Genomic DNA, 24,046 nt, shown 5'->3' with positions numbered 1-24,046 from the left:
CGCGCCCGTCCAGCGTCCGCCCGCTCCGCCCCAGGCGCCCCCGGCGCCTCCGCCGCCCCCGGCCCCGCCGCGGCCCGAGGTTCCCGCCGCCGGGCAGGCCCCGGCGACCAGGGAGACGCCTGTCCCCAGAGAAAGACCTGTCGCGAAGGAACCTTCGGCGGCCCGGGAGACGCCCGTCGATCCGCAGGGCCTTCCCGTTGCGCCGCTTTACGGACAGCGGGAGCGGGCACGGGCCGACGTCCCGCAACCGCGCACAGACCCCAGGCGACCGAGCACGGATACCCGGAAGCAGAGCGTCCCGGCCGCGCCGCCCTCCCCTGCCGGCACGCAGACCCGCGCAGAGAGAGCACCCAGCATCGTGGAACGCGGGGCCCGGGCCCCGTCAGGCGCCCGCGGCATGGAGCCCCAGACGCAGGGGCCCGCTGACGCATCCCAGGTCGTGGTGATGCAGAAGGCCGTGCGGCCCGAGCATGTGCAGCACTATCTGGAAGGCGGTTACGACCTGGTCGCCGGTTACGTGCACCGGTTCCAGGACGTTCAGGAGCTGAAAACCCCCGCCGCGCTGATCCGGGCCCTGGGGCTGGTGTACGAAGGGTCGCCGTTCGCGCCCGCCGATGAGCAGATCTTCGTGATCCGCTGGCCGGCCGTGAAGCCCGCCCTGTTCCGGCGCCCGCTGGGCGGCATCGACGAGTGGAGCATGGGCATCATCCCGGGCGGCTGGGTCATCGAGAAGGCGCCGTTCCCCGGGTCGGGGTACGCGCCGGGCGACGGGCCCGCGATCCCCGAGTTCAAGGTCGAGAGCCAGCGCCTGCCGCACGAGGCCGAGATGCACCGCCTCGACGCGCAGGGCAGGGTCACCCTCGTGGCGAGCTACGACGCCGACCTGCGCAGATGGCTCGTGAAACTGCCGGGAGGCCAGGGGTGAGCATCCGGCACGGCTACTACGCGGGCTGGCGGGGCGCCGAGTACGAGGCGAGCCCCGACGGCGACCGGGTGCGCCTCTACGCCACACGGGACGCCGAGGGGTTCAGGCAAGTCTCCCCGGACCGGTACGTCCAGGTGGTGCCCCTGGCCGACGTCGACCGCCTCCAGTACGTGACCACACACTGCACGTGGCGCGGCGAGCCGTTCGTGGTCCTCGGCGAGCACGAGGGCTGGCTGCGCGTGGAGTACAGCGGCGGCAAGGTCCCGGTGGCGGAGCGGCTCGGCCTGGAGCCGTTCGACCGGGGCGTGTACCAGGCGTGGGCGTCCCGGCACGAGGTCGAGGACCTGCGCGAGGAGACCGTCTGAGCACGGAATCGGCGGCAGTGGCTATGACGGGTCGCGGGGCATGACGGGTTGTCGGGCATGACGGGTTGTCGGGCATGACGGGTTGTCGGGCATGACGGGTTGTCGAGCATGACGGGTTGTGGGGCATGACGGTCATCGACGTCAACGCCGACCTCGGCGAGGGGTTCGGGGTCTGGAAGCTGGGCGACGACTCGGCGCTGCTCGACGTCATCACGAGCGCGAACGTGGCGTGCGGGTTCCACGCGGGCGATCCGCTGATCATGCGCCGGGTGTGCGCGGCGGCGGTCGAGCGCGGGGTGACGATCGGCGCGCAGGTCTCCTACTGGGACCTCGCCGGCTTCGGGCGCCGGGAGATGGACGTGGACGCCCCGGAGCTGACCGCCGAGGTCCTGTACCAGCTCGCGGCGCTGGACGGCATCGCGCGCGCGGAAGGCGGACGTGTGGCGTACGTGAAACCGCACGGCGCCCTCTACAACAGGGTCGCGCGTGACCCCGTGCAGGCGCGCGCGGTGGCCGACGCGGTGCGGGCCTACGATCCGTCGCTCCCCCTGCTCACCCTTCCGGGCTCCGCGGTGCATGACGTCGCCGACGGCCTCACCGTCGTCGCCGAGTGCTTCGCCGACCGCGCCTACACGCCGTCCGGCGCGCTCGTGTCCCGACGCGAGCCCGGGGCGGTCGTCCACGACCCTGACACGGTCGCGCAGCGCGCGGTGCGGATGGCCGTGGACGGCACCGTCGTCGCGGTGGACGGCACCGAGGTCACGTTGAAGGCCCGTTCCATATGCGTGCACGGCGACACCCCCGGCGCGGTCGTCCTCGCCAGGTCCGTCCGGTCCGCGCTGTCCGGAGCGGGCGTCACCCTGGAATCGTTCGCGTGAAGGTGCGGCGGGTCGGCGACACCGCCTTGCTCGTGGAGACCGGAGACCTGGCGACCGCCCACCGGATGGACGCCGCCCTCAGGAGCGTCCCGCTGCCTGGTGTCGTGGACGTCGTCCCCGGCGAACGGACCGTCCTGGTGGTGGCGGACCGCTCCGCCGACCTGGGCGGTCTGGCCGCGCGACTCCCGCGACTGCGCCTGGCCGACGACGTGGTGAGCGACGCCGAGCCGCTGGAGATACCCGTCGTCTACGACGGTGAGGACCTCGACGAGGTCGCCTCCCTCACCGGACTGTCGCGCGAGGAGGTCGTCCGGCGGCACTCCGCCGGCTCGTACACGGTCGCCTATCTGGGCTTCTCCCCGGGCTTCGGCTACCTGTCGGGGCTGGATCCGGCGCTGCACGTGGCACGGCGCGCCTCACCGAGGAAGGCCGTCCCGGCCGGTTCGGTGGCGATGGCCGGTCCGTACGCGGCCGTGTACCCGTCCCGGTCGCCGGGCGGCTGGCGGCTGCTCGGCCACAGCCGCCTGCCGCTGTGGGACGTGTCGCGCGATCCGCCGTCCCTGCTCCGGCCGGGGACGCGGGTGCGGTTCGTCCCCGAGGAGCGTTCTTGATCGAGGTCGTGCGGCCCGGCCCGCTGGCGACCGTCCAGGATCTCGGCAGGCCCGGTCGCGCGCATCTCGGCGTCCCCCGGTCCGGGGCCGCGGACCAGCGCGCGTTCCGGCTGGCCAACCGCCTCGTGGGCAACCCGGAGGGCGCGGCGGGCGTGGAGTTCACCTTCGGCGGCGCCGCCCTGCGCTTCCGCCGCCACGCCTGGATCGCGGTGACCGGCGCCCCGGTGACGCTGCGCGTCGACGGCCGCCCTCACGGGATGAACGCGCCCTGCTTCGTGGCGGGAGGCGCCGTCGTCGAACTCGGCGCACCCACGTCCGGGCTCCGCAGCTACGTCGCCGTGCGAGGCGGTATCGCCGTAGACGAAGTGCTGGGCAGCCGTTCGACCGACCTACTGTCGGGCCTCGGCCCGGCGCCGCTCGCGCCAGGTGACCGCTTGCCGGTCGGCTCTCCGACGGGCCTGCATCACATCAATGTGGATGTCGTGCCCACAGCGGTCATGCCGGAGATCCCGAGCCTGCGGATCCTGCCCGGTCCGCGTGACGACTGGTTCGCCCAAGACGCACTGGCAACGCTCACGTCCGCGCTCTACGAGGTGTCGCCGGACAGCAACCGCGTGGGCGTCCGCCTGAACGGGCCGCCCCTCGAACGGGCGCGCGACGGCGAACTCGGCAGCGAGGGCATGGTCATCGGTTCGCTCCAGGTGCCGCCCAGCGGGCTGCCCATCATCTTCCTGGCCGACCATCCGACCACCGGCGGCTACCCGGTGGTCGCCGTGCTCGCCTCGGCCGCCGTGGCCGACGCCGCGCAGCTGCGCCCGGGGCAGAGGCTTCGCTTCCGGCTCTAGCCCGCCTCCGTGCCGCCCGGTGTCTAGGTCAGCGGTGCCGGGACGGACCAGTCCAGGTGCGAGACGTCGTTGAAGCCGCGCAGCGACGACAGGACGCCCAGCCTGACCAGCCGTGAGATCGAGCCGTTGTCCGCGCCGAGGAACGCGAACGGCCTGGCGCCGGTGGCGGCCGCGAGGGCCTGGGCGATGACCCCTCCGTGGGTGAACACGGCGATCCGCCCGCCCGCGTGGGCCGCCGCGAGCCGGACGAGCCCCTCCTCGACGCGCGCGGCGAACGCCTCGTTCCTCTCCGCCCCCGGGATGACGTCCCAGCGTTCCTCGGCGAACATCCGCTGCGCCACCGGATCGTTCTCGGCGACCATCTTGCGGAAGAGACCGCCCTCCCACTCGCCGAGGTGGACCTCGCGCAGGTTCCGCTCGACCCGGGGCTCCAGCCCGAGGCGGCGGGTCAGCGGCGCCGCCGTCTGGGACGTGCGGCGCAGGGGCGTCACGTAGATGGCGTCGAGGCGCTCGCCGGCGAGCCGCTCACCGACCCGCTCCGCCTGCTCCCGCCCCTCGGGCGCGAGTTCGGGGTCGCCGTGGCCGTCCACGAGCGGGAACGGCCTGTCGGGGCGCGCCGGCGCGGAAGCGCCGTGCCTGATGAGAAGGACTTCGGTGGCGCCGTCCGGCGCCTTGTACGGCGTCTGCCGATACTCGGTCGGCTCTTCCCGCTGGTCCACTCTGCGCACCCTAGACGGCCGATCCGTACCGGACGGCGGCGGGGTTCGGTCGCCTCGCATCAACGGGGACGCGCGTCAGCCCAGCAACGGGGCCAGGCGGTTCAGCTCCTCCTTCAGCGGCGCAGCGGGGATGTCCTCGAACGGGGTCACGGTCACGTCGCCGTCGGCGGCTTCCCAGACACCGGCGACACGGCCTTCGTGCAGGACGACCGGAGATATCCATCCCGCTGCTCGGCTCACCTGGCTCTTGTGCTCGGCCGGCACCAGGTAGGCCGAGCCTGTCCCGGCGCCAAGGATGTACTGGTCGAAACCACCGAGCAGCCGGACGGACGTGGTGGGCGCGGTGTCGAGGAGTTCGTCCCTGTGCTCGTCAAGGACGTACATGGAGACGCCTTCGACCTCGACAGAGGACAACCCTTCCTCGGCGGCGGCGAACCACGCCCTGACGTCCTTCTTCCGGCTCTGCTTGCGCATCAGCCAGTTGTCGAACATCTCGGGGGTCGCGGGCCCGTGGGCGCCCAGATAGGCGCGGATCACGGTACGGGCGGCCTCTTCCATAGAGGGCAGGCCCGCCCAGCCCGGGAGCCATCGCTCCGGAGAGGCGAAGGTGACTTTGGTGCCCTGGGGCGGCCCGTAACAGAGCACCCCCCACCAGGCCAGCGGCTTGAGCAGAGTGCCCCAACCGGACCCGAGCACCTCGGCCAGGTGCCGTGAGCCCGTCTCGTCGACGACGGCCCGGGTGAGCTCCTCACGGGTGAGCGCCGCCCCGTCCGACAACGCGTCGGCGGCGGCAGCGGCGATCGCCTCAAGGTCGGCCGGCGTGGCGCCGAAGGTCCGCTGCCAGGTGCCCTTCTCCCAGTTGCGGATGGACGAGCACAGCATGAGATGGGCGGCGGCCTCGTCGGCGGGCAGGAGATGCAGGGTGCCGCGCGCGGCCCACGTCTTGACGAGCGTCCGATCGTCCAGCAGGGCCCGTGTCACCTCGCCGGAGACGGGCGTCCGCCGGCGCACCGCGACGGCGAGCTCGGCGGCGGACGCCACCTGCGCCTGCACGCCCGCCAGCCGCCGGGCGATCTCCAGGGCCGGCACGTCCTCCGGCTGCTCGACGAACTGCCGCCGCATCCGCCAGGCGAGGACCTGCTTCCACGTCACCGAGGCCATGCGCCGATTACATCGCGGCTCACCGACATTCCATGAGGCGCCCCCCGGGCGGCGGGTCAGGCGAGGCGGTGGGACAGCTCGGCGAAGGCGTCCCGGACGTCGTCGGTGGTGAGGAGCGTCAGGTCGGCGGCGGTCGCCGCGGACCCGAGCCGTGCCGCCCGAAGCGCCCGGCACGCGCACGCCTTCTCGTACATGGAGCGGGCGAAGCGACCGTTGCCCAGCTCGTCGATCCGGCCCGTTCCGCATGCGCGCTGGAACACGAGGGCCAGATCGTCCAGGGCGCGCTCCTCCCACTGGTCGCCGCCCTGCTCGGCCATGAGCTGGGCGATGCGGAGCAGTTCGTCCGGCCCGTAGGAGGGGAAGTCCACGCGCACGTCGAACCGGGAGGCGAGCCCAGGGTTGGAGGCCAGGAACCGGGTCATGTCGGCGTCGTATCCGGCCAGGATGACGACGAGGCGGTCGCGGTCGTCCTCGGCCCGCTTGAGCAGCGTCTGCACCGCCTCCGCCCCGAACGCGTCGCCGCCCGAGTAGCCGGAGTTGCTCAGCGCGTACGCCTCGTCGACGAACAGGACGCCTCCGAGGGCGGAGTCGACGATCTTGTTCGTCTTCAGCGCCGTCGCGCCGAGATGCTCGCCGACGAGGTCGGCGCGCTGGGCTTCGACCACCTCCGGGCGGGCGAGGAGCCCCGACGCGGCGAAGATGCTGCCGAGAACACGCGCGACGGTGGTCTTGCCCGTGCCCGGCGGGCCCGTGAACACGAAGTGGCGGGTCGGCGGGCGGGTGACCAGGCCCTGCTCCTGCCGCATCCGGGCCACCTGCAACTGGGCGGCGATCTCGCGGACCTGCCGCTTCACCGGCTCCAGCCCGATCATCGCGTCGAGGGAGCCGAGCGCCTCGTCCAGGGTCGGGGTCTCGGCGTAGCCGCGGAACCGCTCGGTGACCTCGGCGAAGGCGGTCTCCACGTCCTCGGCGCGCACGGTGACCAGGTCGTCGGCGGTGGGTCTGGCCGGTGCGCCCGACGACGAGACGGCTTCGACCACGCGCACGTCCCGCGCGCGCGCCGCCGCCTCGGCCAGCGACCTGACGAACCGGCCGTTGCCCAGGTCGTCGATGATGCCGCGCCGTTCGACCTCTTCGAATCGGGCGGCGAGCCTCCGGCGGGCCTCGGCGTCGAGCCTGTCCTCGCGCAGAGCGGTGTGGAAGTCGGCGATCTGCAGCAGCTCAGAGGGGCGGTAGGACGGGAAGAGCACGCGCGTGCCGAAACGGGAGGCCAGCCCAGGGTTGGAGTCGAGGAACTCCGCCATCTGGGTCTCGTACCCCGCCAGGATGATGACGAGGTTGTCGCGGTCGTCCTCAGCTCGCTTGAGCAAGGTCTGGACGGCCTCGTCGCCGAACCGGTCGGGTTGCCCCTCCGCGGAGTTGACCAGGCTGTACGCCTCGTCGATGAACAGGACGCCGCCCAGAGCGGAGTCGACGAGCCGGTTGGTCTTGATGGCCGTCGCACCCAGGAACTCACCGACGAGGTCAGCGCGGTGGGCCTCGACCAGGGCGGGTTCGGGCAGCAGCCCGAACGCGTAGAAGATCTTGGCGAGCACGCGGGCGACGGTGGTCTTGCCCGTGCCGGAGGGACCCACGAAGACGAAGTGCCGCATGGGCTTCTCGGTGGGCACCCCGGCGGCGGCGCGCATGTGCGCCGCCTCGATGGACGCGGCGATGGAGCGGACCTGCCGTTTGACCGGCTCCAGGCCGATCATGCTCTCCAGCTCCGCGAGCGCGTCCGCCACGGAGATGTCCGGCGACTCCGTCCGGCGCTCGGGCGGCGCCTTGCGCTCGGGGGCGGCGCCCGGATCGGCGGCCTGCGCCGCGGCGCGCTGGTCGTGCGCCGCCTGGGCGGCGGTGGCGGCTCCGTCCTCGCCGGAACCACGCCGGTCGGGCCTGCTCGGCTTGTCCGTCCGCTCCCGCTTCTCCGGACCAGAGGAGTTCTTGCGCGGCCCTGCCATGGCGTCCCCCTTCGGGCTCGCCTGCTCCTGCACCCAGCCCGTTTCGTACGCCTCCGCCGGAACGGCTCGCCTCGCCCGGTCCCAGCGGTAGGCGAGAACGGCCAGTGCCGCCAGCCACCCTGGCGTGACGCTGGCCTCCGGCAGCGGGTGGGCGCACGCCGCGGTCGCCACGCCCGCGGCGGCCAGCCCCAGAAGCGTCGTGCGCCACGGCGCGTATCCGCGCAGGCGGAAGGCGACGAATGCGACGGGCACGGCGAGCAGGGCGAGAAGCAGCGACGGGTTCAGATAGGGCGGGTTTCCTTCGTCCGGGTAGAGCCTGCCCAAAGGCACCGACAGGGCCAGCCAGGCCAGAATCACCGCGACGACGGCCATGCCCGTGGGCGAGCGCAGTGTCAGGTGGACGACGACCAGCAGGATCACCGTGAACGCGGCCGCGCCGAGGATCGGCCCGTCCAGAAGGACCGTCGCCACCAGCACAAGCGCGACCAGCAGCACCGCCCCCAGAAACCTCAGCCCGGGAGCGACCTGGAAGTAGCGCCATCTCAGGCGCTCGAAAAGATCCCGCGCCGCGGCGTTCTTCGCCGGGCGGGAGCGAGACCTGCCGAACAAAGCCATCAAGAGCGAGTAAAGCGCAGGACCGCCCGGAACGGGACTACCCGCGCCCTGTTCGTTGACTTACATCGACCCCTGCCTGGTGCGAAGCAGAGCCCGAGCCGCACCTGAGAGCAGGACATTCGTGCTGTCCAGAAGTAGATGTTCTGCTCTGCTTCCGCTTCCGGGCGCGCGGGACGGCGCGCCCCTACGATCGGTGGCGCAGGCCGTTCCCGCTCTAAGGAGACCCGTTGACCGACCCCACCGGCGCCCTACCCGGGCTGGTCCCCTCTCCCGCCGCCGCCCCGAGCGTGGCGCGCGCCGCAGGCTACGAGATCGAGGAGGAGCTGCTGGCCGCGCCGTCCGGAAGCGGCCGCCCGGTCGTGATCGCGGGAGTGGACGAGGTCGGACGAGGCGCATGGGCGGGGCCCGTCGTGGTGTGCGCGGCAGTGACGGACGTGAGCCCGCCACCCGTCCTGCCTGGACGCGGGAAGAAGACGGTCGCGCTGACCGATTCCAAGCTCCTCACGCATGCGCATCGCGAGGCATTCGCAGAAATCCTCCCTGACTGGCTGGCCGGGCACGCCATTGGCGCATCCAGTCCGGAAGAGATCGACGAGCTGGGCATGACCGCCGCGCTGAGACGCGCCGCCATCCGCGCGTTGGAATCGCTGCCCGTCCAGCCCGATGTGGTCATCCTCGACGGAAAGCACGATTTCCTCAGCCGTCCCTGGCGCGTCCGGTGCGAAATCAAGGCCGACCAAAGGTCGGTCACCGTAGCGGCCGCGTCCGTCCTGGCGAAGGTTTATCGGGACCGGCTCATGGCGGATCTGGACGCCGAGTTTCCCGGCTACGGGTTCGCCGACAGTGCCGGGTACCCCTCCCCTGTTCACCAGAAGGCGCTGGAGGAGCATGGGCCGACGCCGCACCACAGGCTGTCGTGGTCGTACCTGGACGACCTCCCGCGCTGGCGGCACATGAAGAAGCACCGCGATCCGCTCGCCGGCGAAGGACAGCTCAGCCTGCTGTGACCTCCTGTGGACCCTCTCGTGCGCGTGCATGAGTCATCCCCGACGGCCCGGGTAGAGCGGCAGACACGGGAGGTGGATGCCATGGACACCGTCGTCAAGAAGCTGCTGCGGGAATCCGGCGGGACGTTCGCCGAGGAGGCCGGCATAACCCTGAAGGACCAGCCGGCCGCGCTGTTCAAGCTGCTCGTCCTGGCCAACCTGCTGAGCGCCCGCATCTCCTCGGACATCGCCATCGCCGCCGCCCGCGAACTGTTCGACGCGGGAGGCGGCACGGCACGCGGCATGGGCAGGCTCACCTGGCAGGAACGCGTCGACGCGCTCGGCCGGGGCCACTACGTCCGCTACGACGAGAGCACCGCGTCCCGCCTGGGCGACGTGGCGCAGATCGTCGAGGACAGGTACAAGGGCGATCTGAGGCGGCTCGCCATCGAAGCCGGACGCGACCCCGAGAAGGCCGCGGAGCTGCTGCGGGAGTTCCCCGGCATCGGCCCCACCGGAGTGGACATCTTCTGCCGCGAGGCGCAGGCCATCTGGCCGTGGCTCCGCCCCTACGTCGACGACCAGGTGAAGAAGGGCGCCGAACGCCTCGGGCTGCCCAGCGACGCCGAGAAGCTCGCCTCGCAAGTGCCGGAGAAGGATCTGGCCCGGCTCACCGCGGCGCTCGTCAGGGTGGCCCGGGACAAGAAGCTGGCCGATCATCTGAAGGCGGCGTAGGCGAGGCGCGCACGCGTCACGTCCAGACGACGACCTCGTCCATGTGCTTGCGGGTGATGTCGGGCACCATCGCGTCGTCCGCCGGGTAGCCGACGGGGATCACGACGTAGGCGCGTTCTTCCCGCGGACGGTCGCACACCTCGTTCAGGAAGCGCATGGGGCTCGGCGTGTGCGTAAGAGTCGCCAAGCCCGCCTGGTGGAGGCCGGCCAAGAGAAACCCCACTGCGATGCCCACGGACTCCTTTACGTAGTACGGACGCGGCGTCTCAGGGCCTTTGTGCACTTCGAAGACGATGATGACCGCGGGGGCGTCCTCAAGGAACGGCTTGCGCCAGTCGGTCCCGAGCGGAGCCAGCGCGTCCAGCCACTCCTGAGAGGCGCGCTGCTCGTAGAACTCCCGCTCCTCACGCTCGGCGGCGTCCCGGAGGCGCCGCTTGCGCTCCGGGTCGGTCACCACCACGAAACGCCACGGCTGCAGGTTGGCCCCGCTGGGCGCTGTCGCCGCGGCCCGGATCGCGTGCTCGATGACGGCGCGCGGCACCGGACGGTCGGAGAAGTCCCGGACGGTGCGGCGCAGCGTCATCGTGTCGGCGAACGTCTGGACGCGCTCGACCGACCGCTCGGGCGGGACGTCGAAACGAGGCGCCGGCACGACGGGGTACTGCGGCTGGGTGCTCATGTGACCGTTCCTACCGTCGGCCACGGCCCGGGACAATCGTCAGCATCAGCCAACGTTCCCGGGCCCGTTCCGGCACTCCGCGCGTCGGGGAGTGCTCAGTCCTTGCCGCGCGAGGCGACCCACTCCAGGTTCCAGCCGTACGCCTGGTCGACCGTCATCTTGCCCCAGCGCGGACGGCCGGGCGGCGGCAGGACGTACCGGCCCTCACGGCGGACGACCAGCTCCCCGTTCACGTTCTCGATGAGCGCCAGAACCGCGTCACGGGAGGCGTCCATGCAGTCGTTCATGCGCATCTCGATCGGCGGCGCGCCCACCGGGAACAGCGTGGCGACCGCGTCCATGCCCCGGAAGTCGTCGGCGCCGTCGTAGATCTCGGCGAACACCAGGATCCGCTTGAACTCCGCGGTGTGGTCGAGGTTGATGTGGAGGTTCTCCCCCGTCTCGATCGCGCCGGTGCGGTCGTCCTTGTCGAGCTTGATGTAGGGCGGGCGGTCGAGCGCGCCCATGTCGCCGAGAGCGTGGATGATGCCCTTCCGGCCGTCCTTCAGCTCCCACAGGCAGCACAGGTCCAGGTCAAGGTCGACGCCGCGGCGGCGCTTGCCGAGGAGCCCCTTGGCCGCGCCCTCGCGCGCCGTCCAGTTGAGGTTGACGCGCATGTGGCCGCCCGTCGCCCCGTGCTTGGTGAGCGACACCGACGGCGCGTTCTTCGTCAGAGAGATCTTGCCGCCCTGCTGTTGCGGCGGCGTGGCCCCGGCGGGAGGCGGGGGCGCGTACTGGCCTGGCGGCGGGTACTGGCCGGCGGGCGGGGCGTACTGCTCCGCCGGTGGCTGGTACTGGCCGGGGGGCGGCGGGGGCGCGTACTGGCCGGGGGGCGGCGGGTACTGCCCGGGCGGGGGCGTGTACTGCCCGCCTGGAGGCGGCGGCGGGGGCGCGTACTGACCGCCGGGCGGCGGCGGCACGTACTGACCGCCGGGGGGCGCGTACTGCTCCTGCGGTGTGGGCTGAGGCTGCGGTGTGGGCTGCGGCTGGGGAGGGGCGGGCGGCGGAGCCTGCGGCTGCGGGGGCGCGGGAGGCGCCGCCTGGCCGGGGTCGTCGACGCTGATGCCGAAGTCGGTGGCCAGCCCGGCGAGCCCGGAGTCGTATCCCTGGCCGATCGCACGGAACTTCCACGTGCCCTGCCTGCGGTAGAGCTCGCCGAGCACGAACGCGGTCTCGGTGGTGGCGCCCGGGCTCTCGAACCGGGCGACCTCCGCCCCGCCCGCGGCGTCCAGCACGCGCACGTAGAGCCCCTGGAACTTGGAGAACGTCCCACCGTCGGAGGACGCGGCGATGACGATCTTGTCGATGGCGGGCTCGACCCTGTTCAGGTCGACCGCCAGGACGTCACGGACGGTCGGCCCCTGCTGCTTGCCCTCGTGCCTGACGGCGCCCGACCCGTGCACGGGCTGGTTGTAGAAGACGAAGTCGTCGTCCGACCGGACCCGGCCGGTCTCCGCCAGCAGGAGCGCAGAGGCGTCCGCGTCGGGCACGCCGGGACCGCCCTGCCAGCCAAGCTCGACCCGCACCGAAGGAACCGGAACCGCCGTGTTGGCGCCCTTCTGCATCGACATGAACGCTCCTCGTCATCGACCGACTGTCACCAACCTACGGGCAGCCGCCCGGCCCCGCGACCCGCCATGAGAGGAGGACGCTCGACGCCCCGGGGGAGTTCCGTTTCGCTCGCGCGGCCTCACCCGGACGAGTCGGTGGGCGGCGCCCCCGGCAGCGGCGCGGGTTCGGGCGTGCGCAGGCCGTCCAGGACGATCCGCAGGTTGCGGTCCCACTGCTGGTCACCCGCCTGCAGGCCCACCGTGTGGTCGCCAGTGGAGACGGATACCAGCAGGAACGCGACGTCCTGCCACGTGATGTCGGCGCGCATGGCGCCGGCGCCCTGGGCCCGCTCCACCAGAAGGCGGATGCGCTCGCGCAGTTCCGCGCGCGCGTGGTCGATGCCGCCGCCCAGCGCGTAGTTGATGTCGCACAGTTCGTTTCGCAGCCGGGTGTAGGACGCCGCGAAGTCGCAGAAGCCCTCCCAGGGGTCGGGATCGGCGAGCCCCTCGTCGCCCTTGGCGACGATCTCACCGAGCACCTCGGCGAGGACCGCTTCGAGCAGCGTCTCCAGGGTGCTGACGCGCCGGTAGAACGTCCCGACGCCCACCCCGGCGCGGCGCGCGATCTCGTGGGCCGTGACCTCGCCGCCGATCTCGCCGGCCGCCTCGCGCGCCGCCGCGACGAGTCGCTCCACGTTGCGCCGGGCGTCGGCCCGCGGGCGTCGGCCCGTGCCGTCGTCCAGCAGCCGGTCCACCGCGCTCCTGGTACCGCTCATGAACCGGATTCTAGCCACAAGCGGACAGTTCCGGTCCGATTTAAGTGGACAGCTCGCGTCCGGTTGCGCTAGCCTCTCCCGAAGCGGACGCCACCCGTCCGCTTGACGAAGGGACCGATCATGGCATCCGGACACGGAGGCTCCCCCGCCATGAAGATCACCGCGCTGGCCGCGGGCTTCGTGATGGCGAGCGTGGACGCCACGGTCATGCAGATAGCGGGGGCGACCGTCCAGGAGCGCCTCCACGCTCCATTGAGCCGCCTCACCTGGGCCGTCGACGGCTACGTGCTGACGTTCGCGGCCCTGCTGATGCTCGCGGGCGGCCTCGCCGGGCGCCTCGGGGCCCGGCGGGTCTACCTGGCGGGCATGGCGGTGTTCCTCGCCGCCTCGCTGGCCGCCGCGCTCGCCCCCGCGATCGAGGTCCTCATCGCGGCCCGGCTCGTCCAGGGCGCGGGCGCCGCGCTGTTCATGCCGAGCTCGCTCGCCCTGCTGGTCGAGGCCTTCCCCGACCCGCGGCGCCGCACGCGCGTGCTCGGCCTCTGGTCGGCGATCGTGTCATCCTCGATCGCGCTCGGCCCGACGCTCGGCGGCCTCCTGGTGGGCACGCTCGGCTGGCGCAGCATCTTCCTGCTTAACCTGCCGCTCGCGATCGCGGGCATGGCGCTGGCCCGCCGCCACATCGCCCCCGTCCCGGGCCGTCCCGCCCCGCTCGCCCTCCCCGGCCACGCCGCGCTGGCCGCCGGCCTCGGCGCCCTGAGCTTCGCGCTGATCGAAGGACCGCACCGCGGCTGGACCTCCCTCCCGGTCCTCGCCGCGATCGCCGTGGTGCCGGGCGCCACCGCCCTCCTCCTGCTGCGGGAACGCCGCGCCCCCGCCACCGTGATGCCGTGGGCGCTGTTCCGCGACCCGCGCTTCACCGGCGCCAACACCGTGGGCTTCCTCTTCAACGCCGCCTTCTTCGGGACGCTCTTCCTGGTCGGCCTGTACTTCCAGCACGGCACGGGCGCCGGTCCGCTCCGGGCGGGCCTGATGGTCCTCCCCATGACGGTCTTCCTGCCGCTGAGCAATCTGGCCTTCGCGCACCTGTCCGCCCGCATCCCGACCGGCCTTCTGCTGACCGCCTCCCTCCTTCTGGCAGCCGCAGCGGCGTTCGCACTGACCACGCTCACCCCGGCGGGCCCCTACTGGACGACCGCCGCGGCCCTGGCGACGACCGGCATCGCGGGCGGCATCGTCTCCCCCGCCATGACGGCGGTCATGGTCGACGCCGCGGGCCCAGGCAACGGCGGCGTCGCGGGCTCCGTCCTCAACACGGGCCGCCAGGTAGGCACGCTCATCGGCATAGCGGTCATCGGCGCCGTCCTGGGCACGTCCACCGACTGGACGGCCAGCGCGACCACCGCGTTCTCACTGGTCGGAGCCGCCTACCTCACCGCAGCCCTGGCAGCCTGGCGCCTCGTAACGCGCCCCGAACGAACCCACGAGCGCGAGCAGCGGCGCCCCGTCCAGGAATCCGCCCCTTGCACCCACACCCAACCCGCCTGACCGCACCAGCAGGGAACGGTGCCGTGAGAGGCGTCGAAGTATCAGGGGACTCGGGCGGTCCAGGCGGGGGTGGCGAACTTGCCGGTCACGTACTTGTCGGCGAGGCGCCGTTCGTCGTCGGTCACGCGGTCGTCGGTAAGGCCGTAGCGGCCGCGGAAATGGGCGATCATGCGGTCGATGATCTCTTCGCGGGGCAGGCCGGTCTGGCGGCGGAGCGGGTCCACGCGCTTGACCGCGCTGGCGATGCCCTTGTCGGAGATCTTCTCCCGGCCGATGCGGAGGACCTTCAGCATCTTGTCGGCGTCGATGTCGTAGGCCATCGTCACGTGGTGCAGCACGGCGCCGGCGGCCAGCCGCTTCTGCGCGGCCCCGGCGATCTTGCCGTGGTCGGAGGTGATGTCGTTCAGCGGCTGGTACCAGGCCCTGATCCCGAGTTCGCCCAGCGCGCCCAGCACCCAGTCGTCGAGGAAGGCGTAGCTCTCGGCGAAGGACATCCCCGCCACCAGGCTCTCCGGAGCGTAGAGCGAGTAGGTGATGGTGTTGCCCGGCTCGATGAACATCGCGCCGCCGCCGCTGATCCGGCGGACCACGTCCACGCCGTACCGCTCGGCCTCCGCGGCGTCGACCTCGTTGCGCAGCGACTGGAAGCTGCCGATGACCACCGCCGGCGACGCCCACTCCCACACCCGCAGCGTCGGCGGGCGCCGTCCCGCGCCGACCTCCTCGGCGAGCACCTGGTCGAGGGCCATGTGCAGCGCGGGGTCCTGCGGCGGCTCATGGACGAGCCGCCAGTCGTGCTCGCGCCAGTCGGACGCGCGCGAGACGGCCCGCCGCACCGCGATCCCCACGGCCTCGGCGGTGATGCCGAGCATCACGGTGTCCCGCGGAAGGGCCGCCTGGACGCGGGCCCCGAGCGCCCGGGCGTCGAGCCCGGCCGGCAGCCCGTCCAGGGCCGCATTGATCGTTTCGAGGGCGTCGTCCGGCTCCAGGAAGAAGTCGCCGCTGATCCTCGGGCCGCGCAGCAAACCGTCCACGACGTCGACGTCGGCGACGACCAGCTTGCCGCCGGGGACCTTGTACTCACCGTGCATCACGTAGACCTGAACCCCGCGGACTCGCGCCGGATTCCGCCGCGTGCGCGACCACGGCGCGGCGCCGGGCGGCCACTGCGGCTAGTGTTCCGGGAACCTGACCACAGGAGGGGGCGGCATGCCGAAACCGGGAAGGCCGGTGCGCGGCTCGTCCGGGGGCCGCCCGCTGATGGCGGCCCTGGACCTCTTCGGCCGCCGCTGGACCCTGCGCATCGTCTGGGAACTCCAGGACCAGCCCCTCGGCTTCCGTTCCCTCCAGCAGCGCTGCGACGCCATGTCCTCCAGCGTTCTGCGGCAGCGGCTCCTCGAACTGATCGACGCGGGCCTCGTCCGCCAGACGCCCGAGAACCTGTACGCCCTGACCGAGCTGGGCCGCGACGCCCGGGAGGCCCTCCGCCCGCTGTCGCGATGGTCCGACCGGTGGGCCGCCGCGCTCGACGAAGGGCCCGGCTAGCCACCGGAACTCCCTTGCGTTTCTTTTTCCGAAGCACCACACTGCTTCTAAAATCGAAGCACTCCGGAGGTCGCCGTGCCCCGCATCGCGCCGCTCGATCCCCCGTACACCCCCGAAATCGCCGCCGCCCTGGCCAGATGGATGCCGCCGGACGTCGCGCACGACCCTCTGGCGCTGTTCCGCGTCCTGCACCGGAACCCCGAACTGGCGTCCCGCATGCGCGTGCTCGGCGCCGGGCTGCTCGCCCACGGCCGCCTGCCCGCCCGGGACCGAGAGATCATCATCGACCGGACCTGCGCCCGCACCGGCTGCGAGTACGAGTGGGGCGTCCACGCCGCGGTGTTCGGCGAGGCCGCCGGGCTCACCCGGGAGCACCTCCGGGCGACCGTGTCCGGCGACGGCGCCCCCTGGTCACCGAAGGAGCGCCTCCTGATGAACGCGGCCGACGAACTCCACGACTCGGCCCGCATATCCGACCGGACCTGGACCGCCCTCGCCGAGCACTACGAGGAGCCACAACTACTCGAGATCCTGGTGCTCGCCGGCTGGTACCGCACCATCGGCCAACTGATCAACACCCTGGAGCTCGACAACGAGCCCTGGGCCCCGCCCTTCCCCACCCCGTAACCCGAGGGCGGGGACGTCCCCCGCCCTCCCCCGAATACGGCAGTGCCGCCCCTCCACGACACCCGACCCCTGAGCCCCCCGCAGCAGCACACGCGCCCGCGCACCGGCACGGCGACACGGATCCTGACGGACCGGTTCGGCGAGCTGGGTAGGGCGTTGGTGCCAGGTCACGGGCCTGCGCACCGGTGCGGTGACGCGGATTCTGGCGGGCCGACTCGGCGAGCTGGACGGGGACGTTGCCGAAAGGCCACCTCCCCTGCGTAGTGCTGTGATGACGCGGATCCTGGCGGGCCGGTTCTGTGGGGTGGGTAGGGGCGTTGCTGACAGGTCACGGGCCTGTGTACGGGTGTGGTGACGTGGATTTTGGCGGGTCGGTTCGGTGGGGTGGGCTGGGGCGTTGTTGAATGGCGGCGTCGCGGGGAGGGTGGTCTGGTGAGCAATCTTGACGTCAAGCCGAAACCGGTCGAGTGCGGAGGGCGGGAGGACGTTCCGGGAGGGCCGGTCCATGAACTGCTGCCGCCCCGGCGGGTGCCGCTCGGCGAGAGCACGTTCGTGCGGCGGTTGCTGCCCAGCCTGGGTCGCCGGATGGTCGGGGCCTGGTGCTTCGTCGACCACTACGGGCCGGACGACATCACCGACGAGCCGGGGATGCAGGTGCCGCCGCATCCGCACATCGGCCTGCAGACGGTGAGCTGGCTGCACGGCGGCGAGGTGCTCCACCGCGACAGCCTGGGCAGTCTGCAGACCGTCCGGCCGAAGGAGCTCGGGCTGATGACGTCCGGGCGGGCGATCTCGCACTCGGAGGAGTCGCCGCGCGGGCACGGGCCCGTCCTGCACGGGGCCCAGCTCTGGGTGGCGCTGCCCGATTCGGACAGGGACACCGACCCGGCGTTCGAGCATCACGCCGACCTGCCCGTCGTCGACGGTCCGGGGTTCGGCGCCACCGTGATCCTCGGGGAACTGGACGGGGCCGCGTCGCCCGGCACGGTCTTCACGCCCATCGTCGGGGCGGACATCGCCCTGGCGGACGGCGCGGACGTGCGCCTGCCCGTGGAACCGGACTTCGAGTACGCCGTGCTCACGATGTCCGGCGTCACAGAGGTCGACGGCATGCGCGTGGACCCCGGGTCGATGCTGTACCTGGGATCCGGCCGCCGCGAGCTGCCCCTGAGGGCCGACGTGGCGAGCGGGCTCGTGCTGCTGGGCGGCGAACCGTTCGAGGAGAAGCTCGTCATGTGGTGGAACTTCGTCGCCCGGACGGGAGAGGAGATAGCCCGCGCCCGCGACGACTGGATGGGAGGCGACCGCTTCGGCACCGTCCGCGGCTACGACGGCGCCCCCATCCCGGCGCCCGCGATGCCCGCGACACCTCTGAAGCCGAGGGGCCGGACTCGCTGAACGGCCGCACGCCGCGCTCAGCCCTTGCCGACCTGCGCATTGGCGGGCGGCGCTGCGGAGGCGCGGAGGGAGGCCAGGAGGGTGCTCAGCATCAGGAGGCCTCCTGCGACGGCGAGGCCGTTGAGGGCGATGGCCGCGATCGGATACTCGGCGGACGTGTAGCCGCCCGGGCGAAAGAGCGCGGCCGCGAGTTTCCAGCCGCCCCAGGCGGAAAGGGAGCCGGACGCGGTGAATCCGATGGCCGTCGGCAGCCAGGCGGGCATGTCCGAGCGTGCGGAGCTGACGGCCAGGACGCTCCAGACGCCGAGGAGCGCCCACAGGGCCGAGTCGCCCAAGAGGAGGCGGGTGTTCACGTCGACGAGGTCGCGGTGCGCGGGGTCCAGGCCGAGTTCCCCACCCGCCGACCACAGCGTCCAGAAGGCGGTCGGCACGGCGGTGAGAACGGCGGCCGTCCGCGCGCGTCGGACGGCGGTCCGGTTGCGGTCGGAGAGGCGTCCCAGGAAGGCGGTCGGCCATCGTTCCCGCATGTAGATGGGGAGCGCGATGGCGAGACCGATGCCCATGCCGGTGAATCCGATGCCGATGAAAGTCATCTCCCAGGACGGCGCCGCGTCGCCGCCGGTGTCCTCCTCACCGCCGCCGCCCAGGAGGGCACTGACCAGGCTGTAGGGCATGAGGGGGATCAGGAAGCCGCTGCCCATCCAGGTGAGGAAGACCAGAGGCGCGGCCGGGATCCGCCACCGCATGCCCCGCGCCAGGACGAGCCCCAGCGCGACCCCGGTCGCGGACATGCCGACCGTCACCACGTTGAGCGCGATCCAGTCCGCACCGCCGAAATTCGCTGGAACGTGGCCGAACGCCGCGGCCGCTATCCACACGACCTTGACCGCCAGATAAAGCGACAACGACGCGGCGGCGCCGTACCCGCCGAGCCGTCGCGCCGCTTCCCATCTCGCCCCGATCACTCCGGACATTCCCGTCATGATCGAAGCCTGCCGTCCGCCGGGCGGGCGCCCCTCCCCCGCGCGGGGCGACCGCCTCACCCGCAAGGGGGAGGGCGCCGGCTCTAGCGATCGGCGGGGAGGAACTCGTCGAGGGCTTCGGCGACCAGATCGGGACGTTCGAGCGTCTGCATGTGCGGCGTGCCGGGAAGCTGCCGGTAGGTCGAGCCCGGGATGCGCCCGGCGATGCCGGACATGATCTCCGGGGTCGTCGAGGCGTCCAGTTCACCCGCGAGCACCAGGGTCGGGAAGTCCTTGCCTGTGAGCCGGCCCTGGACGTCCACGCCCTTGAAGGCCCGCCAGGCCGCGGCCCAGTCGGCGGAGTCGAAGCGCCGGATGCGCTCCCGCGCGTACCGGACGCCCCAGGGGTCGGTGGCGAGCGCGGCGGGCGTGAACCAGCGCGTCAGGGTGGGGACGATCTGCGCTTCCACGCCGTCGGCCTCACCGGAGCGGGCTCGGTCCTCGAATGCGCCGAAGGCGTGGTCGGTGGTGGCGAGCAGGGCCAGCGAGGCGACGCGTTCGGGTGCGCGGACGGCGACGGTCTGCGCGATGCCACCGCCCATCGACAGGCCGACGACGTGCGCCCGGTCCACGTCGAAGGCGTCGAGGACACCGAGCAGGTCCCCGGCGAGGTCGTCCATGGTGAACGGGCGGGGCGCCCCGGCGGCGCCGCCGTGTCCGCGGAAGTCGTAGGCGAAGACCCGCCGGCCGTTCGCCAGCCGCTCCATGACGGGCTCCCACATGCGCCAGTCCACGCCCAGGGAGTGCGAGAGGATCACGGCCGGTCCGCGGTCGCCCTTCTGCGCGACGACAGTCTCATGGTCGGCCAGCGCGACGCGGTGCATGCGCGGCGGCTTCGCCATGCCCTGCTCTTCCAGAACGCCGTTGACGACGGCGAGCGCGTCCAGCGCGCGAGGGAATCCCGCGTAAACCGAGATGTGCTCGCACAGGGCCAGCAGTTCGGACGGCTCGATGCCCTGGCGCAACGCTCCCCGCACATGGCTGGCGAGGCGGCGTTCGGCGCCGCCCACGGCCGCGATGATGGCGACGGAGGCCAGCTCGCGCGCTCGGCGGCTCAGTTCGGGCCGGGCCAGCGCCCCGCCGAACGCCCCCTCCACCACGGCTTCGAACATCTGCGGGGATGTCTGGAGCACCTCACCGAGCGCCTCCTCAGGCCTGCGCCCCATCAATCCTTCGTACTCGCGCCGCCCGCGCTCGCCACGGTTCATGTCCAGCTCCTCTGTAAGAGTCCACGTTCTTTGGGGACGCCTCCATGCTCGCGCCGGTAGCTACAAGATGTCCAAGACCTAGTGGAGCTCGCCGTCATATCTCAGCCTTATTACCGTCAGCCTCGCGGACGACTCGGCAAGCCGCTCCGGCCCTCGGCGGCCGGCGGTCACGGTCCGATCGAGGCGAGGTCCGGACGGCGCGCCGCGAAGTCGATGAACGCGGCCAGCGCGGGGCTCGGACGGCGTCCGGCGGGCCAGGCGAGGGACGGCGCCCAGGTCGGTTCGGGCTCGAGCCGGACGACGCTCACCGGCTGGCCCGGCTCCTCGGCCACCGAGCGGGGGACGACGGCGGCGGCCAGTCCCACGCTCGCCATGGCCCTGGCCGTGCTGTACTCCCGCGTCTCGAACCGGATGCGCGCCGTCGCGCCGGCGGCCGCCAAGGCGGACAGGACGATCTCGCGGATCACCGAGCCCGGCGAGTAGCAGACCAGGTCGACACCGTCCAGCGCGGCGACGGGCACCCTGTACCTGCCCGCGAGCGGCGCCGACACCGAAGTGATGAGGACGAGCGGCTCCTCTCCGAGGGGGAGGGACTCCAGCCTCCGCCCTTCCTCCTGCGGAGGCATCCGGACGACGGTCGCCGCGTCGAGGCGTCCTCCGCCGAGGCCCGCGACCATCTCCTCGGTGTTCATCTCCCGCAGTTCCACGTCGACCGCCGGGAACTCCCCGGCGAACTCCGCCAGCAGGCGCGCGAGCCGGGCCGTCAGGCCGCGGGCCCCGCCGAGGCGGATCCGTCCCCGCGTCCCCTCCGCCCAGCCGCGCATCTCGTCCTCGACCGCCGCGATGTCGGACAGGATCCGCTCGGCGTGCTCCAGTAGCGCCGACCCGGCCGGTGTCAGCTCGACCCTGTGGTTGTTGCGCTCGAACAGGGTGATGCCGAGTTGCCGCTCCAGCTTGCGGATCTGCTGGGACAGTGCGGGCTGCGCGATCTGCAGCGTCTCCGCCGCACGCGTGAAGTGCAGCTCACGCGCCACCGCCCTGAAGTACTCCAGCTGGCGAGAACCCGTCATGCGTTCATGTTCTCACCGCGAAGCGGCTGATGTGTCACACCTATTACGCCATCTCGGGTGTTAACGCAGAGGTAACAGCCCGCTCACGACACTCCCGATCATGGATTCCGACGCAGGACGGCGTCGATGAGACGGGCCGCGCTCCTCGCCGGCGCGGTGCTCGCCGCGACCGCGATCCTCGTGGCCGGTTCGACGGCGTTCGTCTACGAGCCCCCCGCCGTCCCTACGATGGCCCCGACGACCCCGGCCCAGAGGCGGCATCCGACGACGCCCACCCTCACCCGATCTCAGCGCGAGGAACTCACCCGCGCGCTCCGCCGGTACCTGGACGGCAGGACCGGCGCTCTGTCGATCTCGGTGCGCGAGGCGTCCACCGGCCTCTCGTACTCCTACGGCGACGGCCTGCGCACGGCGACGGCCAGCATCGTCAAGGTCGACATCGTCATGGCGCTGCTTCTCCAGGCCCAGCACGAGCGACGTGCACTCACGTCCGGTGAGAAGGCCCTCGCCGAGCGTGCCATCAAGGTCAGCGACAACGGCGCCGCCAGCGAGTTGTGGCGTTCCATCGGAGGCGCGCGCGGTCTGGCCTCCGCGAACAGGAGATTCGGCCTGCGCGACACCGAGCCCGGTCCCGGCGGCTCCTGGGGGTCGACGACGACGAGCGCCGCCGACCAGATCCGGCTGCTGACCGCCCTCACCTCCGCGAACAGCCCGCTCGGTTCCGCGAGCCGCCGCTACGTCCGCCGCCTGATGGGGGACGTGGCGCCGGAGCAGGCATGGGGAGTCGGCGCGGCGGGGACCGACGCCGAGGTGAAGAACGGCTGGCTCCCCCGCGAAAGGCACGGCGGCGCCTGGACGGTCAACAGCATCGGGATCGTCGCCATCGCGGGCCGCACCTTCCTGCTCGCCGCTCTCTCCGAACGCGACCCCACCATGCGGGACGGCGTCGAGGCCCTGGAGCACGTTTGCAGAACCGTCGCCGCGGCCCTCGTCCGCGCCTCCATCGAAACCTGAGCGTCCCGTTCACCTGCGATGTTCGCGATATCCGCCCCGGGGCCGTCATACTCTCCGTCAACCAGGGCCCGTCCCCCCCGCGCCGAAGGAGCCGCTGGCATGCGCACTCGTCCGCTGTACGACGTCGCCGCAGTCCTGGCGCGGCTGGGCGTGGGCATCGTCTTCATGGCGCACGGCTGGCAGAAGATCGAGGCGGGGGTCACCGCGACGGGCCGCTCCTTCGACGCCCTCGGCGTGCCGTTGCCGACCGCCGCGGCCGTCTACTCCGCGTTCGTCGAACTCCTCGGCGGGGCCGCGCTGATCGTCGGGCTCGGCCTGCCGGTCGCCGGGGCCCTGCTCTTCATCGACATGGCGGGCGCGTTCATCTTCGTCCACGCGGACCAGGGCCTGTTCCTGGTGGACGGCGAGTCCGTCCAGAACGGCTACGAGCTGGTCCTCGCGCTCGGCATGGCCAGCCTGCTGTTCGCGGCGGGCGGCGGCGGCCGTCTGACCCTCGACCAGTGGGTCGTCGCCAAGCGCTTCCACCGCCCCGGTCAGGGCGACGAGGACGAGGAGGACGCGGCGAGCTTCGTGGAGTCGCTGCGCCAGGCCGAGACGAAGCCCGCGAAGAAGCCGCGCCGTTCTCCCAAACCGCCCGCGATCCCCGCCCCGGACCCGTCCGAGAAACCCGACAAGCCCGCCGACGACCCCGACGACGTGCTGGTGGCCGGACGCCGCAAGCCGTCCCAGCGCCGCCGCACCTCGTCCACCCAGCCGGCCAAACGCCCCTCGGACGACACCGACACACCGACCTGAGGCAGGCGAGAAGGGACCGGCCGAAGCCGATCCCTCGCTCCGCGGCCATCGAACCGCGAGCGGATGCCCGCCCCGTTCTCAGGCGTCTTCGTCCACCGGGGGTAGTGAATTTCGCGCCCCGGACGGATGCGACGGCGCACCCTCTGACTGCTCCGCCCGCTCATGGAGGGCGGGGCGGCGCTCAACAAGTCACTTCACAGGCTGGAAGCCTTGGCGCCAGGTGGGGTGTGCCGGGTGCCAGCCCAGTTCGCGCTTGGCCTTGGCGTTGGACGCGCCGCGCAGTTCGGTCATGAGGACGACTCCGGCCTGTCCGGCGGCCAGCCGACCGACGAACCGCGGCACGCGCAGCGGCTTCTTGGCCCCCAGCATCGCCGCCAGTTCCGGCAGCCATTCCGCGACCGGGGCCGGGTCGTCGTCCACGATGTTGTAGACACCGCGGCCGCCCTTCTCCACCGCCGCGACCGTAGCCTCGGCGGCGTCGGCGATGTGGACGAACGACCACACCCCACCACCGTCGCCGACGACCGGGAACTTGCGCTTGCGGATCATCTCCAGCTGCTCCGAACCCGGCGCCATGGAGGTGCCCGGCCCGTAGAACGCGCCGTAGCGCAGCACGATCCCCTCGGTCCACTCCGCGCCCAGCACGGCCTTCTCCAGATGCTCGACCGCGGCGATCATCGCAGCCATCGGAGCGACCGGTGAACGATCCAGGGAGTCCTGCTCGCTCTTGACCCGCCCACCGGTCCGCGCGTAGGTGAACGCACCGTTGCTCTGCGCGACGAACCGCCGCACCCCCGCGGCCCGCGCGGCCGCGAGCAGATTGTCGTTGCCCTCGATCCGCAGCCGGTCGGTCGCGGCGAAGCTGCGCTCGAAATGGCGAGTATCGATGTCCCCGATGGCGGTCAACTCGTTGACGACCACCTCCGGGGCCGCCTCGC

24 protein-coding genes are annotated in these 24,046 nt (G+C 72.2%); 13 read left to right on the top strand and 11 right to left on the bottom strand.

What is annotated here, in order from left to right; translation table 11 throughout:
- Window positions 1–397: 397 nt before the first annotated feature.
- From AB0K37_RS28005 to AB0K37_RS27985, 5 genes are all read left to right on the top strand, one after another.
- The gene (locus AB0K37_RS28005) at window positions 398–925 is read left to right on the top strand and encodes a hypothetical protein (protein ID WP_363986012.1); all 528 of its coding nucleotides are present in this window, start codon (window positions 398–400) and stop codon (window positions 923–925) included.
- On the top strand, window positions 922–1,290 hold the full coding sequence (locus AB0K37_RS28000) for a hypothetical protein (protein WP_363986010.1): 369 nt from the start codon (window positions 922–924) through the stop codon (window positions 1,288–1,290). The genes AB0K37_RS28005 and AB0K37_RS28000 overlap by 4 nt, the downstream gene beginning before the upstream one ends.
- Window positions 1,291–1,415: 125 nt before the next feature.
- Window positions 1,416–2,168, top strand: a complete 753-nt coding sequence (locus AB0K37_RS27995; RefSeq protein ID WP_363986009.1) for a 5-oxoprolinase subunit PxpA — start codon at window positions 1,416–1,418, stop codon at window positions 2,166–2,168.
- Window positions 2,165–2,779 (top strand): 5-oxoprolinase subunit PxpB, encoded by a 615-nt coding sequence (gene pxpB, locus AB0K37_RS27990; protein WP_363986007.1) that lies wholly within the window; start codon window positions 2,165–2,167, stop codon window positions 2,777–2,779. The genes AB0K37_RS27995 and pxpB overlap by 4 nt, the downstream gene beginning before the upstream one ends.
- Window positions 2,776–3,624 (top strand): biotin-dependent carboxyltransferase family protein, encoded by an 849-nt coding sequence (locus AB0K37_RS27985; protein ID WP_363986005.1) that lies wholly within the window; start codon window positions 2,776–2,778, stop codon window positions 3,622–3,624. Before pxpB ends, AB0K37_RS27985 begins: the two co-directional genes overlap by 4 nt.
- A gap of 23 nt (window positions 3,625–3,647) precedes the next feature.
- Here AB0K37_RS27985 and AB0K37_RS27980 read toward each other — a convergent pair whose 3' ends face one another.
- From AB0K37_RS27980 to AB0K37_RS27970, 3 genes are all read right to left on the bottom strand, one after another.
- Window positions 3,648–4,343 (bottom strand): histidine phosphatase family protein, encoded by a 696-nt coding sequence (locus AB0K37_RS27980; protein ID WP_363986004.1) that lies wholly within the window; start codon window positions 4,341–4,343, stop codon window positions 3,648–3,650.
- Between the two features lie 75 nt (window positions 4,344–4,418).
- A complete protein-coding gene (locus AB0K37_RS27975) occupies window positions 4,419–5,504 on the bottom strand; it encodes a winged helix DNA-binding domain-containing protein (protein ID WP_363986002.1) in 1,086 nt (361 codons plus the stop codon).
- A 56-nt stretch (window positions 5,505–5,560) separates the two neighbouring features.
- Window positions 5,561–8,119 carry an AAA family ATPase gene (locus AB0K37_RS27970; RefSeq protein WP_363986001.1) on the bottom strand — a complete coding sequence of 853 codons (2,559 nt, stop codon included), beginning with the start codon at window positions 8,117–8,119 and terminating at the stop codon, window positions 5,561–5,563.
- A gap of 287 nt (window positions 8,120–8,406) precedes the next feature.
- On the opposite strand from AB0K37_RS27970, the gene AB0K37_RS27965 reads away from it, so the two are divergent.
- Both AB0K37_RS27965 and AB0K37_RS27960 read left to right on the top strand, forming a co-directional pair.
- Complete coding sequence (locus AB0K37_RS27965) at window positions 8,407–9,126, top strand: ribonuclease HII (RefSeq protein ID WP_363986014.1); 720 nt, start codon at window positions 8,407–8,409, stop codon at window positions 9,124–9,126.
- Window positions 9,127–9,207: 81 nt separating this feature from the next.
- Window positions 9,208–9,840 carry an endonuclease gene (locus tag AB0K37_RS27960; protein WP_363986000.1) on the top strand — a complete coding sequence of 211 codons (633 nt, stop codon included), beginning with the start codon at window positions 9,208–9,210 and terminating at the stop codon, window positions 9,838–9,840.
- Between the two features lie 16 nt (window positions 9,841–9,856).
- On the opposite strand, the gene AB0K37_RS27955 is transcribed toward AB0K37_RS27960, so the two are convergent.
- The 3 genes from AB0K37_RS27955 to AB0K37_RS27945 form a co-directional block, all read right to left on the bottom strand.
- Window positions 9,857–10,519: a nitroreductase family protein gene (locus AB0K37_RS27955; RefSeq protein ID WP_363985999.1), complete on the bottom strand. Its 663-nt coding sequence runs from the start codon at window positions 10,517–10,519 to the stop codon at window positions 9,857–9,859.
- A gap of 95 nt (window positions 10,520–10,614) precedes the next feature.
- On the bottom strand, window positions 10,615–12,129 hold the full coding sequence (locus AB0K37_RS27950) for a TerD family protein (RefSeq protein ID WP_363985998.1): 1,515 nt from the start codon (window positions 12,127–12,129) through the stop codon (window positions 10,615–10,617).
- Window positions 12,130–12,248: 119 nt separating this feature from the next.
- Window positions 12,249–12,884 (bottom strand): TetR/AcrR family transcriptional regulator, encoded by a 636-nt coding sequence (locus AB0K37_RS27945; RefSeq protein ID WP_363985997.1) that lies wholly within the window; start codon window positions 12,882–12,884, stop codon window positions 12,249–12,251.
- Between the two features lie 150 nt (window positions 12,885–13,034).
- On the opposite strand from AB0K37_RS27945, the gene AB0K37_RS27940 reads away from it, so the two are divergent.
- A complete protein-coding gene (locus AB0K37_RS27940) occupies window positions 13,035–14,429 on the top strand; it encodes an MFS transporter (protein WP_363985996.1) in 1,395 nt (464 codons plus the stop codon).
- 41 nt (window positions 14,430–14,470) lie between these two features.
- Here the strand turns inward: AB0K37_RS27940 and AB0K37_RS27935 are convergent, their stop codons facing one another.
- Complete coding sequence (locus AB0K37_RS27935) at window positions 14,471–15,520, bottom strand: biotin/lipoate A/B protein ligase family protein (protein WP_363985995.1); 1,050 nt, start codon at window positions 15,518–15,520, stop codon at window positions 14,471–14,473.
- A 118-nt stretch (window positions 15,521–15,638) separates the two neighbouring features.
- Between AB0K37_RS27935 and AB0K37_RS27930 the strand changes: the two genes are divergently transcribed.
- The 3 genes from AB0K37_RS27930 to AB0K37_RS27920 all read left to right on the top strand — a co-directional run bounded on the left by AB0K37_RS27930 (window position 15,639) and on the right by AB0K37_RS27920 (window position 17,999).
- Window positions 15,639–15,974 (top strand): helix-turn-helix domain-containing protein, encoded by a 336-nt coding sequence (locus AB0K37_RS27930; protein ID WP_345183103.1) that lies wholly within the window; start codon window positions 15,639–15,641, stop codon window positions 15,972–15,974.
- A 75-nt stretch (window positions 15,975–16,049) separates the two neighbouring features.
- Complete coding sequence (locus AB0K37_RS27925; protein ID WP_363985994.1) at window positions 16,050–16,601, top strand: carboxymuconolactone decarboxylase family protein; 552 nt, start codon at window positions 16,050–16,052, stop codon at window positions 16,599–16,601.
- 432 nt (window positions 16,602–17,033) lie between these two features.
- Window positions 17,034–17,999, top strand: a complete 966-nt coding sequence (locus tag AB0K37_RS27920) for a pirin family protein (RefSeq protein WP_363985993.1) — start codon at window positions 17,034–17,036, stop codon at window positions 17,997–17,999.
- Window positions 18,000–18,016: 17 nt separating this feature from the next.
- Here the strand turns inward: AB0K37_RS27920 and AB0K37_RS27915 are convergent, their stop codons facing one another.
- The 3 genes from AB0K37_RS27915 to AB0K37_RS27905 form a co-directional block, all read right to left on the bottom strand.
- Window positions 18,017–18,982 carry a hypothetical protein gene (locus AB0K37_RS27915; protein WP_363985992.1) on the bottom strand — a complete coding sequence of 322 codons (966 nt, stop codon included), beginning with the start codon at window positions 18,980–18,982 and terminating at the stop codon, window positions 18,017–18,019.
- Window positions 18,983–19,065: 83 nt separating this feature from the next.
- Window positions 19,066–20,229, bottom strand: coding sequence for an alpha/beta fold hydrolase (locus AB0K37_RS27910; RefSeq protein WP_363985991.1), 1,164 nt, complete (start codon window positions 20,227–20,229; stop codon window positions 19,066–19,068).
- 167 nt (window positions 20,230–20,396) lie between these two features.
- Window positions 20,397–21,299 (bottom strand): LysR family transcriptional regulator, encoded by a 903-nt coding sequence (locus tag AB0K37_RS27905; RefSeq protein WP_363985990.1) that lies wholly within the window; start codon window positions 21,297–21,299, stop codon window positions 20,397–20,399.
- Between the two features lie 126 nt (window positions 21,300–21,425).
- Between AB0K37_RS27905 and AB0K37_RS27900 the strand changes: the two genes are divergently transcribed.
- Window positions 21,426–22,313 carry a serine hydrolase gene (locus AB0K37_RS27900; protein WP_363985989.1) on the top strand — a complete coding sequence of 296 codons (888 nt, stop codon included), beginning with the start codon at window positions 21,426–21,428 and terminating at the stop codon, window positions 22,311–22,313.
- A gap of 99 nt (window positions 22,314–22,412) precedes the next feature.
- On the top strand, window positions 22,413–23,108 hold the full coding sequence (locus AB0K37_RS27895; RefSeq protein WP_363985988.1) for a DoxX family protein: 696 nt from the start codon (window positions 22,413–22,415) through the stop codon (window positions 23,106–23,108).
- A gap of 189 nt (window positions 23,109–23,297) precedes the next feature.
- Here the strand turns inward: AB0K37_RS27895 and AB0K37_RS27890 are convergent.
- Window positions 23,298–24,046: NAD-dependent epimerase/dehydratase family protein (locus AB0K37_RS27890; RefSeq protein WP_363985987.1), on the bottom strand; the 749-nt coding region annotated here is incomplete at its 5' end.

Source organism: Actinomadura sp. NPDC049753, assembly GCF_040674655.1.
GTDB lineage: Bacteria > Actinomycetota > Actinomycetes > Streptosporangiales > Streptosporangiaceae > Spirillospora > Spirillospora verrucosospora.
The sequence above is the reverse complement of the archived record's forward strand: the minus strand, read 5'-3'. Positions and strand labels throughout refer to the sequence as shown.

Excerpts from the sequence above, each read along its gene's own strand:
- AB0K37_RS27975 (WP_363986002.1), bottom strand. The coding sequence starts at position 5,504 with ATGGCCTCGGTGACGTGGAAGCAGGTCCTCGCCTGGCGGATGCGGCGG.
- AB0K37_RS27905 (WP_363985990.1), bottom strand. The coding sequence starts at position 21,299 with ATGACGGGTTCTCGCCAGCTGGAGTACTTCAGGGCGGTGGCGCGTGAG.
- AB0K37_RS27900 (WP_363985989.1), top strand. The coding sequence starts at position 21,426 with ATGAGACGGGCCGCGCTCCTCGCCGGCGCGGTGCTCGCCGCGACCGCG.
- AB0K37_RS27915 (WP_363985992.1), bottom strand. The coding sequence starts at position 18,982 with ATGACGGGAATGTCCGGAGTGATCGGGGCGAGATGGGAAGCGGCGCGA.
- AB0K37_RS27995 (WP_363986009.1), top strand. The coding sequence starts at position 1,416 with ATGACGGTCATCGACGTCAACGCCGACCTCGGCGAGGGGTTCGGGGTC.
- AB0K37_RS27945 (WP_363985997.1), bottom strand. The coding sequence starts at position 12,884 with ATGAGCGGTACCAGGAGCGCGGTGGACCGGCTGCTGGACGACGGCACG.
- AB0K37_RS27935 (WP_363985995.1), bottom strand. The coding sequence starts at position 15,520 with ATGCACGGTGAGTACAAGGTCCCCGGCGGCAAGCTGGTCGTCGCCGAC.
- AB0K37_RS27960 (WP_363986000.1), top strand. The coding sequence starts at position 9,208 with ATGGACACCGTCGTCAAGAAGCTGCTGCGGGAATCCGGCGGGACGTTC.
- AB0K37_RS27930 (WP_345183103.1), top strand. The coding sequence starts at position 15,639 with ATGCCGAAACCGGGAAGGCCGGTGCGCGGCTCGTCCGGGGGCCGCCCG.
- AB0K37_RS28005 (WP_363986012.1), top strand. The coding sequence starts at position 398 with ATGGAGCCCCAGACGCAGGGGCCCGCTGACGCATCCCAGGTCGTGGTG.
- AB0K37_RS27895 (WP_363985988.1), top strand. The coding sequence starts at position 22,413 with ATGCGCACTCGTCCGCTGTACGACGTCGCCGCAGTCCTGGCGCGGCTG.
- AB0K37_RS27955 (WP_363985999.1), bottom strand. The coding sequence starts at position 10,519 with ATGAGCACCCAGCCGCAGTACCCCGTCGTGCCGGCGCCTCGTTTCGAC.
- AB0K37_RS27910 (WP_363985991.1), bottom strand. The coding sequence starts at position 20,229 with ATGAACCGTGGCGAGCGCGGGCGGCGCGAGTACGAAGGATTGATGGGG.
- AB0K37_RS27950 (WP_363985998.1), bottom strand. The coding sequence starts at position 12,129 with ATGTCGATGCAGAAGGGCGCCAACACGGCGGTTCCGGTTCCTTCGGTG.
- AB0K37_RS27940 (WP_363985996.1), top strand. The coding sequence starts at position 13,035 with ATGAAGATCACCGCGCTGGCCGCGGGCTTCGTGATGGCGAGCGTGGAC.
- AB0K37_RS27970 (WP_363986001.1), bottom strand. The coding sequence starts at position 8,119 with ATGGCTTTGTTCGGCAGGTCTCGCTCCCGCCCGGCGAAGAACGCCGCG.